Raw genomic sequence first — 15,261 nt, forward strand, 5'->3', positions numbered from 1 at the left:
AAGTCGATTTAGTGCAGGAGCATAGAATAGAGAGGCGGAAGATGGGGTATTTTTAGCCTTCTAAGCATGCTTTTTTTAAAAACTCCGCCCTTTTGAATGTAGTAAACAATATTGGCCCAGGCTTACTAGGATGTTTTGAGGTTTGCTGATGTTTATTTAATGGAAGGACAAAAAAAATGCAAACCCGAAAGTTTGCATTTTTATCGCGCATTTACCTCAGCTACTACATTAAGCTGCTGCCTTCAAGATCTGATTAAAGGTAGCACTTGGACGCATAACGGCTTCACACTTCGCGAGATCAGGTGCATAGTAACCACCAATATCGGCGGGTTTACCTTGCACTGCCTTAAGTTCAGCAATAATCTTCTGCTCACTATCTGCCAATGATTTAGCAATCGGGGCAAAGTGAGACTGCAACTCTTTGTCTTCAGTTTGTGTAGCTAAAGCCTCTGCCCAATACATCGATAGATAGTACTGACTACCGCGATTGTCTAATTCGCCAGTTTTTGGCGAAGGTGACTTGTTGTTGTCCAATAATTTACCAGTGGCTTCGTCTAAAGTACGCGCCAAAATCTTTACTTTGGGATTGCCAGTTTTGTCACCAATATCTTCTAATGACACCGCTAAGGCTAAGAACTCGCCCAAGGAATCCCAGCGCAAATGGTTTTCTTCCAGTAATTGCTGAACGTGCTTAGGGGCTGAACCCCCTGCACCTGTTTCAAACAGTCCGCCACCGGCCATTAAAGGCACGATGGATAACATCTTGGCACTGGTACCCAATTCCATAATCGGGAATAGGTCAGTCAGGTAATCGCGCAAAATATTACCAGTGACAGAGATCGTATCTTTACCCCGAATCAAGCGCTCTAAGGTGTAACGCATTGCGCGCGTCTGCGACATCACCTGAATATCTACACCCGTTAAGTCGTAGTCTTTGAGGTAAGTATTTACCTTCTTAATCAACTCTGCTTCGTGTGGACGGTACTCATCCAACCAAAAGACTGCTGGTGTGTGTGAGAGGCGCGCTCGGTTAACGGCTAATTTCACCCAATCCCGAATCGGTTCATCTTTGACCTGACACATGCGCCAGAGATCACCCTCTTCTACATGCTGTTCTAGCAATACTGTGCCATCTTCAGCAACAATGCGTGCTACACCAGCCTCGGCAATTTCAAAAGTCTTGTCATGTGAGCCGTATTCTTCGGCTTGTTGCGCCATTAATCCCACGTTCGGAACGGTGCCCATCGTTGTGGGGTCAAAGTTACCGTGCGTTTTACAAAAGTTCAGTACTTCTTGATAGATACGCGCAAACGTACTCTCTGGAATAACCGCCTTGGTGTCATGCAAACGGCCATCGGCGCCCCACATCTTGCCGCCCACACGAATCATGGCCGGCATGGATGCATCCACAATTACATCACTTGGTGAATGTAGATTGGTAATGCCTTTTGCTGAATCCACCATCGCTAAGGACGGACGGTGCTCATGGCAAGCATGCACGTCGTGAATGATTTCTTCCTGCTTGGATGCAGGCAAGCTCTTGATCTTGTCATACACACTGCTCATGCCGTTATTGGGATTGACGCCTAACTCTTCAAACAACTTCGCATGCTTAGCAAAGGCATCCTTGTAGAAAATCTTCACCGCATGACCAAACACGATAGGGTGCGAGACCTTCATCATGGTTGCCTTGACGTGCAGAGACAGCATCATGCCTGTCTTGTAAGCATCATCAATTTCTTGTTCATAGAATTCACACAAGGCTTTTTTACTCATAAACATACTGTCGATGATTTCACCAGCAAGTAAAGAGACTTTGGGTTTAAGCACGATAGTCTTGCCACTCTTCGTGACAAGATCCATCTTCACATCTGCTGCTTTAGTCATGGTCATAGACTTCTCACCTGCGTAGAAGTCACCACCATGCATATGGGATACGTGGGTACGGGAGGCTTGACTCCACACGCCCATCGAATGCGGGTTCTTGCGGGCGTAGCGCTTTACTGCATTGGGAGCGCGACGATCAGAATTGCCCTCACGCAATACCGGATTCACTGCACTACCTAAGCATTTAGAGTAGCGCGCCCGAGTGACTTTTTCAGCCTCATTCTTGGGATCATCCGGAAACTCTGGGAGTGCATAGCCCTTAGCCTGTAATTCTTTAATGGCGGCAAGTAACTGCGGAACTGAAGCACTAATGTTTGGCAGTTTAATAATGTTGGTATCTGGCAGCAAAGTCATACGACCGAGCTCAGCCAAGTTATCAGGCACTTTCTGCTCAGCGGTCAGGCAATCTGAGAACTCAGACAAGATACGTGCCGCAACAGAAATATCGCTCTGCACCACATCAACACCAGCCTGTGATGTAAATGTCCGAATGATCGGCAAAAAGGCAGCAGTCGCCAGGTATGGCGCCTCATCTGTCAGCGTATAAACGATCTTTGATTTCTCTACAGCCATGAATGTTTCCCCAATCTGGATAAATGATGATTCCGGCCCACACCATGACATCAATACATCTTCTTGCCAGGCTTTTGACCTTCTGATGGAAATGGGCTTAGTTCTCTATTTTAAATCATCGAATCGAGCTACTGAAGGGTAATGAAAGCCATGTGATGCCCTTTATCGGGGCAGTAAGCCATCCAATAAGCCGTAAACTGCTGAACATGACCGGTAAACACCCACTACTCAATAAAAATCTCGTCCTTCTGATTCTCTGTCAGGGCCTGTTTCTCACCAATAATGTGACGTTTATCGCCATTAATGGGCTGGTTGGCCTGAGCCTGAGCCCGGAAGCTTGGATGGCAACCTTACCCGTGATGGGCTATGTGGTGGGGGGTGCATTTTCAACTTCGATTGTGGCGAAGTCCCAAAGTCGTTTTGGTAGAAAGATCTCCTTCCAACTAGGCTTATTGGTTGCCGTCTTTTCAGCCCTGCTCTGCGCCTATGCCGCCTATTCCAAGAATTTCTGGCTCTTAGTATTAGGGACCTTTATAGCGGGGTACTACAGCGCCAATGGCCAACTGTATCGCTTTGCCGCTGCCGAACTGACGGTTGCCAGCCAGCGTGATAAAGCAGTCTCTTGGGTCTTAGCAGGAGGTATTCTTGGGGCCGTAATTGGTCCGAACTTGGCATCCTGGACTAGGGATATGTTTGATACAGCCTTTTTGGGGGCTTACCTCACTCTATCGATTGCAGGCGTGATCGGGGTTTTGGTGATGCAGTTCATTCACTTTCCCGATGAATTCAAAACCAAGCATGATCTTTCAGCTGGTCGGGATTTAAAAACTATCTTAAGCCAGCCTGTATTTATAGTGGCGATCATTGGCGCCTCTCTGGGTTATGGCGTCATGAATCTCTTGATGGCCGCTACCCCACTCGCCATGCAAATGTGTGGCATCGCATTCTCGGATACGGCACTGGTATTGGAGTGGCATGTCATCGGCATGTTTGCCCCTGGGTTTTTCACAGGGTCCCTGATTCAACGCTTTGGCACACTCAAAATTATGGGTGTGGGTGTCATCCTTAATCTCATTTGTATCGCGATTGCTTTAACAGGCGTCAACCTTCATCAATTTTTAATTGCCCTCTTTTTATTGGGTGTCGGATGGAACTTTTTATTTACTGGCGCTACTTCTCTTGCCATGACGGCTTACCGACCTGAAGAGCGCGATAAGGCCCAAGCTGCCATTAATTTCTTTGTGTTTGGCACCATGGCATTCAGCTCCTTTGGCTCCGGTGCCCTAGTCACCACGCAAGGCTGGAATTTACTGAACCTGGGATCGTTATTCCCGGTATTCGTTACCGGCGCAGCGCTAATTTGGCTGAGCACTCACAGAAAAAAACATGCCAAATCAGCATCTGTTTAAGGCGCCGACTACTAAGATACTTTGGCTAAGGGCAAGTTAAACAAAAGATTTTGGGGTTTAAGTTTGAGTTGCTTTTGATCATTCATCGCTATGCCCATATAGACTGGCTTACCCACCTGTGCCTGAGATACAGCTGCCTCATCAATAAAGTCTAAGCGAAATAAACAGATGATTTTTTCTAATTCATCTGGATCGACTGTCTCTTTGTTATAGAGTTTATTCAGAATGTCAGTAGCTACTGCATCCAAGCCTACATGCCAAGACCATTTAGCATCGGTAATTTGTTGCATAGGAGTGACACGCACCTTCACTCCCAAGAAATGCGCTATCCACTTTTCTAATAGGCGAGAGAAATGATTGATGGGAGGCTGGCCAAAGTTCAGTTGAATTGCAAATGCATATTCTTCGTTTTGCTCCCAATACAGATCCGCGTTTTCTTCATGCAAGACATCCAAATCAATGGATCGCATCGTCATCGATTTACCCTTGAGTAAATCCATGATGTCACCGTTTTCACCAGCCTTCGCATTGCGATCGACTACCTCTTCATCTGCACCCATCACAATACTGTCTTCCAGTACGCTAATTTTTTGGGTACGGAAAAAGAGTTCACCCATCCGCGCATCCAAAGGGTGGCAATCTTCACCCAAAATGTGTCTCACAAAGATTTGCGCTAAAAGCCCAATAAATAAAGGTGGCACATCCACGCCATCGCCCTTAAATAAACTCATGTAAAAGTTCTCTAAGGAGCTGGCGGCTAAGAGCTTTGCTCGGTACCTTAACCATACTTGGTAGTTCACCTGAATATCCACATCTGCCATTGCTGCAATTTCTGCATCAGCAATCTCTGCACGGGGATCATCACTTAAGCGTTTATGCAAAGCGCGTTCAGCATCACACGATTCAGGAACGAGATTGAGTTCGGGTCGCAGTAAATAGGTTCGCAAAAAATCATCTGTCACTTGCAGTTGATTATCAGGACCCACTATGAGGGTTTGATACGCAGATTGGAGCCAGAATGTAGTCATGTTGTTAATTGCACTGGTGAACTCATACAAAAGATAAAGCTCAGAATATACTAGCTGCTCAATGTGGGCCAAATAGGAGGATAAACATGACTGAATTGAACAAAATAGACACTGTAGTAGGAGATGGTACGGAAGCTACTGCCGGTAAGCACGTTGACGTGCATTACACAGGCTGGTTATATGATGACAAAGCGCCAGATCAGAAGGGTCAGAAGTTTGATAGCTCGCTGGATCGCGGCCAATTATTTAGCTTTGCGCTCGGTGCTGGCCAAGTGATTAAAGGCTGGGATGAGGGCGTTGCCGGCATGAAAATTGGTGGCAAACGCACCCTCATCATCCCATCTGAAATGGGTTATGGTGCCCGTGGCGCTGGTGGGGTTATTCCACCCAATGCCACTCTGATATTTGATGTGGAGTTGCACGGGGTCAATTAATGTTGATGTAACCTAAATGGAATAATGGCCACTCCCAGAGTGGCCATTATTTTTTATGCGTTCCTGCTGCAAATCTTAAGAGCGTAAATCCTTACCATTCAGAGTCAACTTATTCGATGGCACTGTTTGACACAGGGCAATCAAACGATCTCTTTCGGCGATCACCTTATCAGCGTAGCCGCCATCATGCTCAGCATTAGCAGCACCCACATAGTATTTCAAGCCATTGCGTAGTGAGCCGGCATTGGCGATTAAATGCTTCAAGATATATGCCCCCACCCGAATATTGACTTCTGGCTTAACAGCATCGCCGATGCCACCATACAAGGCGTACTTATCTTTATGAATTAAGGTCATCACTTGCATTAATCCCTCTGCTCCAGCGTGACTCTTAACAGCTGGATTGAAATTCGATTCAACGGAAATCACGGCCAGCAATAGTACGGGATCAATATTGACTTCGTTTGCAATGAATACCGCATTGGATACGTACTCTTCAATCTTCGTACGATCCAAGTTGTATTTTTTCTCAAAAAAGTCAGCAACAGCGCGTTGATTACGTACCGACACCATTAACTTAGAGTCTTGCGCTTGTGGATCTATTTTGGATGTGGGGATGCGATCTGACAGATGAGAAATGGGTCTGACTTGAGCATGGGCTACGGAGGGCATTAACAAAGCAATCTTCTGCTGCTGAGGGGTAGCTTCCTGGTATTGATCAAGCATGCCAGCGCCGCTTTGCCAAACTATCTGACGGGCTTCCTCGGGCACCAAGATTCTAGCGAGATCAAAAACACCTGCCTGTGTACCGTTTCCTGAAAGCCAAAACCCAACAACCATAAAAACCATTAAGGCCAGCAGGCCATTCATCACCCGATATATCGGAGATAAGGTGTGCGTCAGAAGTAACTTAGCGCCAGTAATTGCTGAATGCGATCCTGGAAAGTTGCTGACATTATTTAAAAAACATTTAATCATTCTTGGTCTTGCACCACTCCATAAATTAAAGAAACCAATCTATGTTGCACTGCAATAAGTAATAAACATGCGTCATCCTATGAAGGTTCTTATATCTAGTCAAGCATAAAGGAATAGATTTACATAACTTTTGGATCTTGTTACGGACTTTACCTTGTCACTGGATATCCAGCCACACATTTATTTGTTTATATTCAATTACTTAGGAAAGTTAGTAAGGACTTATTCCACACTATAAGAAAGACCTGAAAATCCGTCTTTTTTTCTATTTTGGCTCTCAAAAAAACGGTGCTTGACCCATACATCTAGTGTGTAACCTGTGCTTTATTTCTACCGGTAGTGTTTGATGGAGACTTTAGAGCGCATCTTTTTTGCCTTCTCATCAAGTCATTTTTACTCTCTATTAATCTTTGCTTTTGTCTCTTGTTTTAATCTCTAATGCGGTTAAACCCTGATGAGTACTAGCTTCACAGCTAATGTTTCCAAACTTGTTGAATGGCTAAGTCATTATTCAGAGAGCTTATTAAGAAAGCCTATTAAGAGAGTTAATTTGTAGTAACAGTGGGCCCAAGTTGAGTAACCACCCCCATGCTCCCCTACACTGTCATTACATGAAATGGCTCACCCACCCCCTCTTATTCATAGCGCTTAGCCTTCCCCTGAGTGCTCATGCACTATTTGATCAATGCAAGAGCCTCTTTCCAGGTCAGCAGGTTCCTAGTAGCGTCCAAGTAGGCAGAGACCTTTGTTTTGATGACTTTGCGATTTTGTACTCGCCCACAGATAAAAAACCAATCTATACCGTGGAAAAACTCAATGGTCGAGCGCTAGAGGGTCAGCGCCCAAGACGTACCAATCAGTTCTATGAGGAGGCAAGACTGCCCTTACGTGAGCGTGCCTTGCTCGCGGATTACCGTGGCAGTGGTTATGACCGAGGGCATAACGTACCCGCTGGTGATATGACCCGCGAACGGGGTATGGCTCAATCATTTTCTCTGGCGAACATGATGCCGCAAGCCCCACAAAATAATCAGGGCATCTGGGCCAAGCGGGTTGAAGAGCCTACCCGCATGTATGCCAAACGTGCGGCAGGGGATCTTTATGTCTTTACGGGTTCGTACGGAAGCTTAGGCAGCATAGGCATCAGTAAGGTCACTATTCCCTCTCACCTATATAAGTTGGTCTATGACCCCATTAAAAAAGATGCATGGGCTTACTGGATAGAGAACACCAATGAGGCGCAAGTCAGCCCTCTGATTTCCTATGCGGAGTTGATGCAAAAAATTGGGATTGATTTTCATTTGCTAATTGGATCTGGTGAGCCAGCAGATTCCAAAGACTCAACAGTTCCTTTAGTACCCACCAAATAAATTAGTCGTTTTCACGTAAACGGGATGTCATCCCATGCGCCTTCTGAATAGGTGCCAACAAGCCACGTAAACCATTGTGATCCAGGGTGTGCATCAGCTCCAACAATTGCCCTAGCTCGCTCTTCGGAAATCCCTCGCGTGCAAACCACGCTAAATAGTTACCAGGCAGATCAGCTAATGCGCGCCCAGCATGCTTGCCAAAAGGCATCTTCATGGTTACCAACTTTTCAAGGATATCTGGGTTCATAGCTGGGTTCATAGCTGTGCATCTTACAAGCTTGGCTGACATTAGACGTAAAAGGGTCTTACAGTTTAATTGATAATCATTCTTATTTACTGTATATTGAGAATCATTCTCAATTGAGAAAAACGATGTTCACATTCTGTTAGCTTCTTTTTCAACCCCTTTCAAGGCACCATGAAATTCAATATCAAAAGACTCATTGCTTTTAGCTTCGTATTGGCAGCTGCTCTCCACTTCTCTTTTGCCCATGCCGGTGAAGGCGTATTTGGTTGGATCTACACCTTAGACCTACAACCCAAAGGTAAGCTTGAATTTGAACAACGGCTGCAACTAAATAAACAACAAGCAGCGGGTTCTTACGATGCCTGGACTGCCAGAACGGAATTGGAATATGGCTTGACCAATGACTTGCAGATTGCGGGTTACATTAATTCTTATTACACCAATGCCAGTCAGAACTACACGAACCCTGAAGCCTGTGGAGAAAGCGCTAGTTGTACAGGGGGTTATGGCGTGCCCTCTAGTCATGATCCCGCCACCCCTTTTAGAAAGAGTGGCATCGAGGGCGCTTCATTGGAAGCCATTTACCGCATTACCAATCCGGTAACTTCACCCGTGGGAGTGGGGCTATACCTCGAACCGACCATTGGCAGAAACAAAAATGAGATTGAAGCCCGCTTATTACTGCAATCGAACTTTATTGATGATCGCCTCATTTTGGCCGGAAACGTGGTGGTCGCTAATGAGCGCTTGAAGTTTGTTGAGAATGGCAATGTGCCGGAGTCGACGTTGGATTTTCTGGTGGGGGCAAGTTATCGCTTTGCACCCAAATGGTCTGCGGGTGTAGAGGCACGCTTTCATAATGATTATTCTGAATTGAATTTACGCAATCAAGTGCAACGCGCTACCTTTGTTGGTCCAAATATGCACTATGCCGCTAAAGACTGGTGGGTCACTGGTGCGTGGCGCTACCAACTCAAAGGGGGCACTTGTATGGGTGGTGGTGAAGCGGAGTGCTCTAACGCCCGTGTATGGGATAGTCACTCTGTGAATGAGTTCATTGTCAAAGTTGGCTTTCCACTAAATTGAAACTACATAGAACAGCATGAACTGGAAACCCAACCCCTTGCTCATTACGGGGCTCGCGCTCGTGAGTGCACCCCTTGTGGCTCATGCCAAGATTTATGTCTCTATTGAGCAAGCACAAAAGCTACTACTACCTAATGTAGGCTTGGTCAAAAATCCCATTATCGTCACCGATAGCTTGCAGGACAAAATGCGGGCTGCCTCTAGTATTCGCCACCCATTTCAGGGCAATCTGATTTGGAGATCGGCAGATGGCAGCTGGTTCATCGTCGATGAGGTTGTGGGTAAACATGAAATGATCACCTACGCCGTAGCCCTCAGCCCTACGGGTACCGTCATCGGGGTAGAGATTTTGGAATACGTTGAATCCTATGGCTATGAGGTTGCTGAAGCGCAATGGCGCAAACAATTTATTGGTAAAACAGCAGCAGACCCCATCAAGCTCAAGCAAGATATTCAGAATATTGGTGGAGCTACCTTGTCTTGCAAACATTTAACCGATGGTGTGAAACGGGTTACGGTCTTATTTGACTTAGCCTTGAAGCAGGACACTCTAACCCATAAAACAGCAGTTGCAGCTACAGCAACAGCAACTACGAAAAAATGATCCGCTGTAAACCGCTCCTCGGTACCTTTGTAGAAATTACCGTTGAAGATGAAGCGGTCTGTAGCAATGCTATCGAGCAGGCTTTTGATAGTATGGCGCAGGTGCAGCTACTGATGGGTTTTCATAATCCTCATAGTGAGCTATATAGGATCAATCGAGACAGTCATGTAAAGCCTGTTCGCATTCATCCTTGGACGGCGCAAGTTCTCAGTACGGCACAAGCCGTTCATAGAGAATCAATAGGCATCTTTAATTGTGGTGTTGGGCAGCGCCTCGTAGAGGCTGGCCTCCTTCCAAAGCACTGCCATAAAGAACATGTGTTTGGTGGCATCGAACATATTCAATTTATGGAGCCCCACTTAGTTCACTCTGATTTGCCACTATGCCTTGACCTTGGTGGCATAGCCAAGGGCTTTGCTGTCGACGTGGCTGTGCAGACCCTACAAGCCCAAGGGATTGAACAGGGTTCTGTCAATGCCGGTGGTGATTTTCGTGTCTTTGGAAACCAAGCCCAAGCTATTCATATCAGAAACCCAGCGCAGCCCCATGAACTCTTTCACTTGGGTGCATTACAAGAAGGGGCGATTGCTACTAGCAGCTTGTACTTTGCAAGAAGAGCATCTCAGTCATTGAGTTATATGGTTCATCCCAGTAGTCAGCAATTAATTGATTTTTCACCATCGTATTCTGTGATTGCGAAGGAATGTATTTATGCAGATGCTCTCACCAAAGTCATTGCGATCTCTGGAAATACCACCCATCCTTGTCTAGCTAAGTTTTCAGCGCAGGCGATCGCAGTAATGGCACAGTAAAACTAGAGCTATATCCGTATGACTACCCGAAACCGCCTAGGAAAAATGCCGAACTGGCAAAGGCATTTTGTCTTAATAGGAATGCTGAGTTGCTCCATGACCGGAATTGCTTATTTATTGGGTCATGAGTTTTATATTCAGCGCAGTTTATTGGGGTCGCATGCGATATTAGCCTGGCACGGGGTCACCGCCATCATCGCTACAGCAGCTTTAGGCTCTGTCCTGCCAGTCCATTTGAAGGCTGGCCTCAAATCGAAGAAAAAGTTTTGGAGTGGCATGAGTCAACTGACTTTTCTAATGGCCTTATGTTGCTCTGGCGCTCTACTCTATTACGGCCCCGAACCAATCCGTGAATCTGTGACTACAAGCCACTGGGTGATTGGCCTTATATTCTTTACTATTTTTTTACTGCATGGTGTTTTTATCCGCAAAGATAAAAATACTAGCGCATTGAGCTCATAGAGACTCAATACGCTAGTTTCATTTCGGCTTCTTAATAGGGTCTTCTATTTACTTCGGGCAAGAACTCAGGCCCAGTAATGGATAGGCTGGGCAGAATCGAAAGACTCCCGTAGCCAAAGGAATTATCCCGAGCCATCCCCACCACCCAATCATCCCGCTTACTGCTAATGCAATCAGCAATAGTCCTGCTGCGATTCTGACAATACGATCTATACCGCCGACGTTACATTTCATCATGAACTCCTCTTTGTAAGTGATACTGTAAATATGTTTTACCGCTTGCAGTAGTGCTTATAGAGCAAGCTAATGACTGAAACCACTACCTGGCTAGCAAGTGAATAGTAAATTTGCTTTCCTTCTCTGCGTGTCTTGACTAGCTTTCCCTGACGAAGCACTGTTAACTGCTGAGAGAGGGTAGGTTGATGTATATCTAGTGCTGTTTCTAATTCACTGACGCATCTTTCCCCTTGGCCAAGCTCACATAAGAGCATCATGCGATCACGGTTGGATAAGACTTTCATCAGCTTGCAAGCCTCATCCGCAGAAGACTGCATCTTTTTAAGTTCTGTTTTAGAAATGGTGAGCTTCATATTGGTAGCCATCTATTGATTTTTATTATGTTTTTACACTGCGTTCAATGGAATTTTTAAGTAAGCAATTCCATTGCTCTCTGGCTCAGGAAAGTGACCCGCCCGAATATTTACCTGAATAGACGGCAGAATTAAGGTGGGCATCTCTAAAGTTTTATCTCGGGCGGTACGCATCTGGACAAACTGCTCTTCACTTACCCCATCCCGAACATGAATATTTTTCGCTTTTTCTTCACCTACCGTGGTCATGAACTCTGGAGGTCGATCTGCAGGTGGGTAGTCATGGCACATATAGAGTTTGGTTTGTGCTGGGTAGGAAAATATCTTCTGAATAGATCGATACAGCGCTGCCGCATCTCCACCAGGAAAATCACAGCGTGCGGTGCCCACATCAGGCATAAATAGGGTATCGCCTACAAAAATAGCATCCCCAATTTCATAAGCCATACATGCTGGTGTGTGGCCAGGTACATAGAGCGCTTTTAAGCTGAGATGGCCAAAAGGAAGGGACTCATCCTCCTTAAGTAAGCGATCAAACTGCTTGCCTTGGGTATCAAATTGCGCATCTAAATTAAAGACGCCTTTAAAGACACTTTGCACCTGGGTAATATGATCACCAATCACCAGCTTACCGCCTAATTGCTCTTGCAAGTAAGGGGCTGCAGTTAAATGATCCGCATGGGCATGGGTTTCTAGAATCCAACTGACCGTGAGCTGATGATGCTTCACAAATGTAATCACCTCGTCTGCTGAAGTCGTTGTAGTTCTGCCCGACTTAGGGTCGTAGTTCAATACCGAGTCAATGATGACGCAGGGACTGCCATCACCCTCATAGACAACATAGGTATAGGTCCAGGTTGCTGGATCAAAAAAGTGTTGAATCACTGCCAAGGCTGGGGTAGTCACAATCGTTCCTATGCTTCATGTTGAGGGAGTTACTTATAAGTCATTAATATTTTATATTGCTATATATATTTATATACTATATTAATATAAAATTACTAGCAATGGAAGCCTTACCCGCACTTGAATACTCCAACCTCATAGGTCCTGCACTAGGTATGCTGGTGGGGGTCCTAATGGGTCTCACTGGTGCAGGTGGAGGCATTCTCTCGGTACCACTACTGGTCTTTTTCTTAGATCTTTCAGTAGCCCAAGCTGCACCCATTGCCCTTTGTGCAGTTGCCCTTGCTTCATGCATCGGAGCCATCATGGGGCTTAAGAGCAAAACCTTGCGCTACAAAGCAGCAGGTTTTATGGCGATCTTTGGTTTAGCGCTCTCACCATTGGGCTTATGGATTGCGCCACAGATTCCGAATACGCCTTTACAGATTTTGTTTAGCCTGATTTTGCTATTTGTTGCTGTACGATTATTGATGCAAGCTCGTAATGACATCATGGGTATCGTCGAGCCACTCCGAAAGCCTCCCCCGTGTTTAGTAAACCCCGCCGCCGGAAAGCTGACATGGACTATGCCTTGTGCGCGCTCACTGCTATTTGCGGGTAGCCTTGCAGGCTTTTTGTCTGGCTTACTGGGCGTTGGTGGTGGATTTATTATCGTCCCCGCTCTGAAGCGTTATACCGACCTTCCTATTCAGTCGATTGTGGCTACCTCTCTTGGGGTGCTGGCGATCATTACAGGTGGTGGCGCCCTCTTTTCAGCGCTATCAGGTAACTTGAATATAGCCCTGGCTGCACCCTTCTCTATAGCTGCCTTATTGGGCTTATTACTCGGCCAACTTCTCGGGAAAAAATTAGGTGGTTCGCGTATTCAGCTGATCTTTGCTATCTTTACCTTCCTGATTGCTGGAAGCTTGCTTATTAAAGGACTGTTGGCTCTCGGCTAATTTAGGCTGAGATTTATCCAAATCTTCATTATTCGTAGTGAGTCCACATTCTTAAAATACGAACTATCTTTTCTTTACGAAAGATTTCATAAACCAGGCGATGTTGGATATTAATTCTGCGTGAGTATGCCCCTTTCAAATCACCTACCAACTTTTCATAAGGCGGGGGATTTTGTAGAGGGTCTACTTCTAAAATATCTAGTAATGCCTTTGCTTTATCTTTCAGGCCTGCGGCAGATAATTTTTTAGCGTCTTTTATAGCGTATTTAGAATAAGCCAAACTCCAAGTCACCACTTCAGTACCTTTTTGCTCTTAGCTATAGGCTCGGCCATGGCGTCTTTGATTGATTCACGCATTCCAGGAATGGCCAAAAGGTAAAGCGTCTCCTGAATAGCACTCCAATCCTCTTCGGAAACTAAAACAGCATTTGCCCGTTTACCAGAAATAACTATCGGCTTGTGTGACTCCGCCGCTTGATCAATCAAACGGTAAAGACCGGCTCGCGCTTCACTTGCGGTTAATGTAGTCATCGTCTCACTCCTTCACTATATAGTACGTAAAAGCGTACGTTTTGTCAAGTGCCACCTTCTGTCCGGCATGAGAAAGTACCCAGTAAAAGCGGGGCATTAGTTAAGCTCTTAGAAGCGTAGGGCTAAATCTAATCATATTTTAAAACACAATATTATCTTGCTCAATAGTAACAAATTTGTTATCATATACACATGGTCTATTCAATCCTTTATTACAGCCAAGAAGTTCAAGAAGACATCATGAGTTTGCCTGCAACACTACAAGCCCGTTATATTGGCTTAACTAATCGAATGATGGAGTATGGTCCTAATTTAGGCTTGCCGCATACTGATTCTTTTGGCGGTGGTCTATTTGAATTAAGGCTTAAGGGTGCCGAGGGTATTGCGAGGGTTTTCTTTTGCACAATGGTTGGACAAGAAATTATCATGCTCCATAGTTTTATCAAGAAGACGCAAAAGACCCCAGATAAAGAATTAAAACTTGCCAAGCAACGCATGAAGGAGTTGAGGAAATGACGATAAAAATCAATAAAAGCAGCAAAACTCTGACACACAAACAAATGGTCGGCAAGATGCTTAAGAATTCGGCCGTTAAAGCCGAGGTGGATAAACTCAATCGTGAGGAGTTTGCAATTTTGGATGAGATTCTTACCGCCAGAAAAGAAGCGGGGCTATCTCAAGCCCAAATTGCTAAACGTATGGGAACACAAGCGCCTGCCATTGCTAGATTAGAAAGTGCCTTAGCCACCGGAAAACATTCCCCAAGTCTAAGTACCCTCAGAAAGTATGCAGCGGCCCTAGGCAAGAGAGTGGAACTGCACTTAGTCTAGTAACTCTTCCGCCCAAACATATGAACATGTCCTGTAAAGACGAGACATTCTTTGTTTTGGCCTATTTGGAGCTTTACTCATGACCATTCAACCTAGCACCCTATTTAATAGCAAAGTGAGCGTACTTTCCGGAACAGTAAGTAAGTTAAATCATGAGCTACTAGAGTACGTCAATCCCGAGAAACCAATGAATGATGATTCAGCAATCTATTTTCAACGCTTCTATATTGCTCAATTTAATTTAGATGACCGTGCCATCGTAGCTCAATTTTCTAGTCCAATGACTATCCACCAAGGGGATGTGCTGGCTGTGTCAGGCTATCCCAAAGGAAATGTCTTTCAGGTACTTGCTTACGCCAATCAAACGCAAGATGTCCGAGGCGCTGAGAACTGGCTCATACTTGCCCTAGGTGCCCTCTTCTTTTTGGCAGTTGCAATTGGCTTACTTAATTCTGCGTTGGTGAGTGAAGGTAGTCTCGTTCCCAAACTCTTTCTGATGGGGTTTGTTGGTGTTGGCCTCTATATGGTCTATCGGGCTTTACTGATTCGTGAAGCAATTGCACTGCTTTAGGG

The 15,261-nt window shown here is 45.4% G+C and carries 20 protein-coding genes; 11 read left to right on the forward strand and 9 right to left on the reverse strand.

Annotation, left to right across the window (positions count from 1 at the left end):
• Positions 1–228: 228 nt before the first annotated feature.
• The gene (locus DCO16_RS03730) at positions 229–2,460 is read right to left on the reverse strand and encodes an NADP-dependent isocitrate dehydrogenase (protein WP_173942412.1); all 2,232 of its coding nucleotides are present in this window, start codon (positions 2,458–2,460) and stop codon (positions 229–231) included.
• A 206-nt stretch (positions 2,461–2,666) separates the two neighbouring features.
• Between DCO16_RS03730 and DCO16_RS03735 the strand changes: the two genes are divergently transcribed.
• A complete protein-coding gene (locus DCO16_RS03735) occupies positions 2,667–3,869 on the forward strand; it encodes an MFS transporter (protein WP_173943760.1) in 1,203 nt (400 codons plus the stop codon).
• Between the two features lie 11 nt (positions 3,870–3,880).
• On the opposite strand, the gene DCO16_RS03740 is transcribed toward DCO16_RS03735, so the two are convergent.
• The gene (locus DCO16_RS03740; protein WP_173942413.1) at positions 3,881–4,897 is read right to left on the reverse strand and encodes a DUF6352 family protein; all 1,017 of its coding nucleotides are present in this window, start codon (positions 4,895–4,897) and stop codon (positions 3,881–3,883) included.
• 86 nt (positions 4,898–4,983) lie between these two features.
• On the opposite strand from DCO16_RS03740, the gene DCO16_RS03745 reads away from it, so the two are divergent.
• On the forward strand, positions 4,984–5,331 hold the full coding sequence (locus DCO16_RS03745; RefSeq protein WP_173942414.1) for an FKBP-type peptidyl-prolyl cis-trans isomerase: 348 nt from the start codon (positions 4,984–4,986) through the stop codon (positions 5,329–5,331).
• 75 nt (positions 5,332–5,406) lie between these two features.
• On the opposite strand, the gene DCO16_RS03750 is transcribed toward DCO16_RS03745, so the two are convergent.
• On the reverse strand, positions 5,407–6,309 hold the full coding sequence (locus DCO16_RS03750; protein ID WP_173942415.1) for a transglycosylase SLT domain-containing protein: 903 nt from the start codon (positions 6,307–6,309) through the stop codon (positions 5,407–5,409).
• 611 nt (positions 6,310–6,920) lie between these two features.
• Here DCO16_RS03750 and DCO16_RS03755 point away from each other — a divergent pair.
• Positions 6,921–7,679 (forward strand): DNA/RNA non-specific endonuclease, encoded by a 759-nt coding sequence (locus tag DCO16_RS03755; protein ID WP_173942416.1) that lies wholly within the window; start codon positions 6,921–6,923, stop codon positions 7,677–7,679.
• A 1-nt stretch (position 7,680) separates the two neighbouring features.
• Here the strand turns inward: DCO16_RS03755 and DCO16_RS03760 are convergent, their stop codons facing one another.
• A complete protein-coding gene (locus DCO16_RS03760) occupies positions 7,681–7,926 on the reverse strand; it encodes a DUF3820 family protein (RefSeq protein WP_173942417.1) in 246 nt (81 codons plus the stop codon).
• Between the two features lie 171 nt (positions 7,927–8,097).
• On the opposite strand from DCO16_RS03760, the gene DCO16_RS03765 reads away from it, so the two are divergent.
• The 4 genes from DCO16_RS03765 to DCO16_RS03780 are packed head-to-tail and all read left to right on the forward strand — an operon-like array spanning position 8,098 to position 10,890.
• Positions 8,098–9,012: a DUF6662 family protein gene (locus DCO16_RS03765; RefSeq protein WP_173942418.1), complete on the forward strand. Its 915-nt coding sequence runs from the start codon at positions 8,098–8,100 to the stop codon at positions 9,010–9,012.
• A gap of 16 nt (positions 9,013–9,028) precedes the next feature.
• Entirely contained in the window at positions 9,029–9,616 is a 588-nt protein-coding gene (locus DCO16_RS03770; RefSeq protein ID WP_173942419.1) for an FMN-binding protein, read from the forward strand.
• Positions 9,613–10,428: an FAD:protein FMN transferase gene (locus tag DCO16_RS03775; RefSeq protein ID WP_173942420.1), complete on the forward strand. Its 816-nt coding sequence runs from the start codon at positions 9,613–9,615 to the stop codon at positions 10,426–10,428. Before DCO16_RS03770 ends, DCO16_RS03775 begins: the two co-directional genes overlap by 4 nt.
• A gap of 18 nt (positions 10,429–10,446) precedes the next feature.
• Complete coding sequence (locus DCO16_RS03780) at positions 10,447–10,890, forward strand: hypothetical protein (RefSeq protein WP_173942421.1); 444 nt, start codon at positions 10,447–10,449, stop codon at positions 10,888–10,890.
• Positions 10,891–10,938: 48 nt separating this feature from the next.
• Here the strand turns inward: DCO16_RS03780 and DCO16_RS03785 are convergent, their stop codons facing one another.
• From DCO16_RS03785 to DCO16_RS03795, 3 genes are read right to left on the reverse strand one after another with little or no spacing between them, the layout of a single operon-like run.
• Positions 10,939–11,124: a YgaP family membrane protein gene (locus DCO16_RS03785; RefSeq protein ID WP_173943761.1), complete on the reverse strand. Its 186-nt coding sequence runs from the start codon at positions 11,122–11,124 to the stop codon at positions 10,939–10,941.
• A 38-nt stretch (positions 11,125–11,162) separates the two neighbouring features.
• Positions 11,163–11,480, reverse strand: coding sequence for an ArsR/SmtB family transcription factor (locus tag DCO16_RS03790; protein ID WP_173942422.1), 318 nt, complete (start codon positions 11,478–11,480; stop codon positions 11,163–11,165).
• Positions 11,481–11,513: 33 nt separating this feature from the next.
• Positions 11,514–12,386, reverse strand: a complete 873-nt coding sequence (locus DCO16_RS03795) for an MBL fold metallo-hydrolase (protein ID WP_254598094.1) — start codon at positions 12,384–12,386, stop codon at positions 11,514–11,516.
• A gap of 101 nt (positions 12,387–12,487) precedes the next feature.
• On the opposite strand from DCO16_RS03795, the gene DCO16_RS03800 reads away from it, so the two are divergent.
• Positions 12,488–13,327, forward strand: coding sequence for a sulfite exporter TauE/SafE family protein (locus DCO16_RS03800; RefSeq protein WP_173942423.1), 840 nt, complete (start codon positions 12,488–12,490; stop codon positions 13,325–13,327).
• Between the two features lie 28 nt (positions 13,328–13,355).
• On the opposite strand, the gene DCO16_RS03805 is transcribed toward DCO16_RS03800, so the two are convergent.
• Together DCO16_RS03805 and DCO16_RS03810 are read right to left on the reverse strand one after the other, a co-directional pair.
• The gene (locus DCO16_RS03805) at positions 13,356–13,619 is read right to left on the reverse strand and encodes a Txe/YoeB family addiction module toxin (protein WP_173942424.1); all 264 of its coding nucleotides are present in this window, start codon (positions 13,617–13,619) and stop codon (positions 13,356–13,358) included.
• Complete coding sequence (locus DCO16_RS03810; RefSeq protein ID WP_173942425.1) at positions 13,616–13,858, reverse strand: type II toxin-antitoxin system Phd/YefM family antitoxin; 243 nt, start codon at positions 13,856–13,858, stop codon at positions 13,616–13,618. Before DCO16_RS03810 ends, DCO16_RS03805 begins: the two co-directional genes overlap by 4 nt.
• 192 nt (positions 13,859–14,050) lie before the next feature.
• Between DCO16_RS03810 and DCO16_RS03815 the strand changes: the two genes are divergently transcribed.
• From DCO16_RS03815 to DCO16_RS03825, 3 genes are all read left to right on the forward strand, one after another.
• On the forward strand, positions 14,051–14,374 hold the full coding sequence (locus tag DCO16_RS03815; RefSeq protein WP_173942426.1) for a type II toxin-antitoxin system RelE/ParE family toxin: 324 nt from the start codon (positions 14,051–14,053) through the stop codon (positions 14,372–14,374).
• 44 nt (positions 14,375–14,418) lie between these two features.
• On the forward strand, positions 14,419–14,688 hold the full coding sequence (locus DCO16_RS03820; protein ID WP_415836252.1) for a helix-turn-helix domain-containing protein: 270 nt from the start codon (positions 14,419–14,421) through the stop codon (positions 14,686–14,688).
• 79 nt (positions 14,689–14,767) lie between these two features.
• On the forward strand, positions 14,768–15,259 hold the full coding sequence (locus DCO16_RS03825) for a hypothetical protein (protein ID WP_173942428.1): 492 nt from the start codon (positions 14,768–14,770) through the stop codon (positions 15,257–15,259).
• The last annotated feature ends 2 nt before the right edge of the window (positions 15,260–15,261 follow it).

It is taken from the genome of Polynucleobacter antarcticus (assembly GCF_013307245.1).
In the GTDB taxonomy this organism is placed as follows: domain Bacteria; phylum Pseudomonadota; class Gammaproteobacteria; order Burkholderiales; family Burkholderiaceae; genus Polynucleobacter; species Polynucleobacter antarcticus.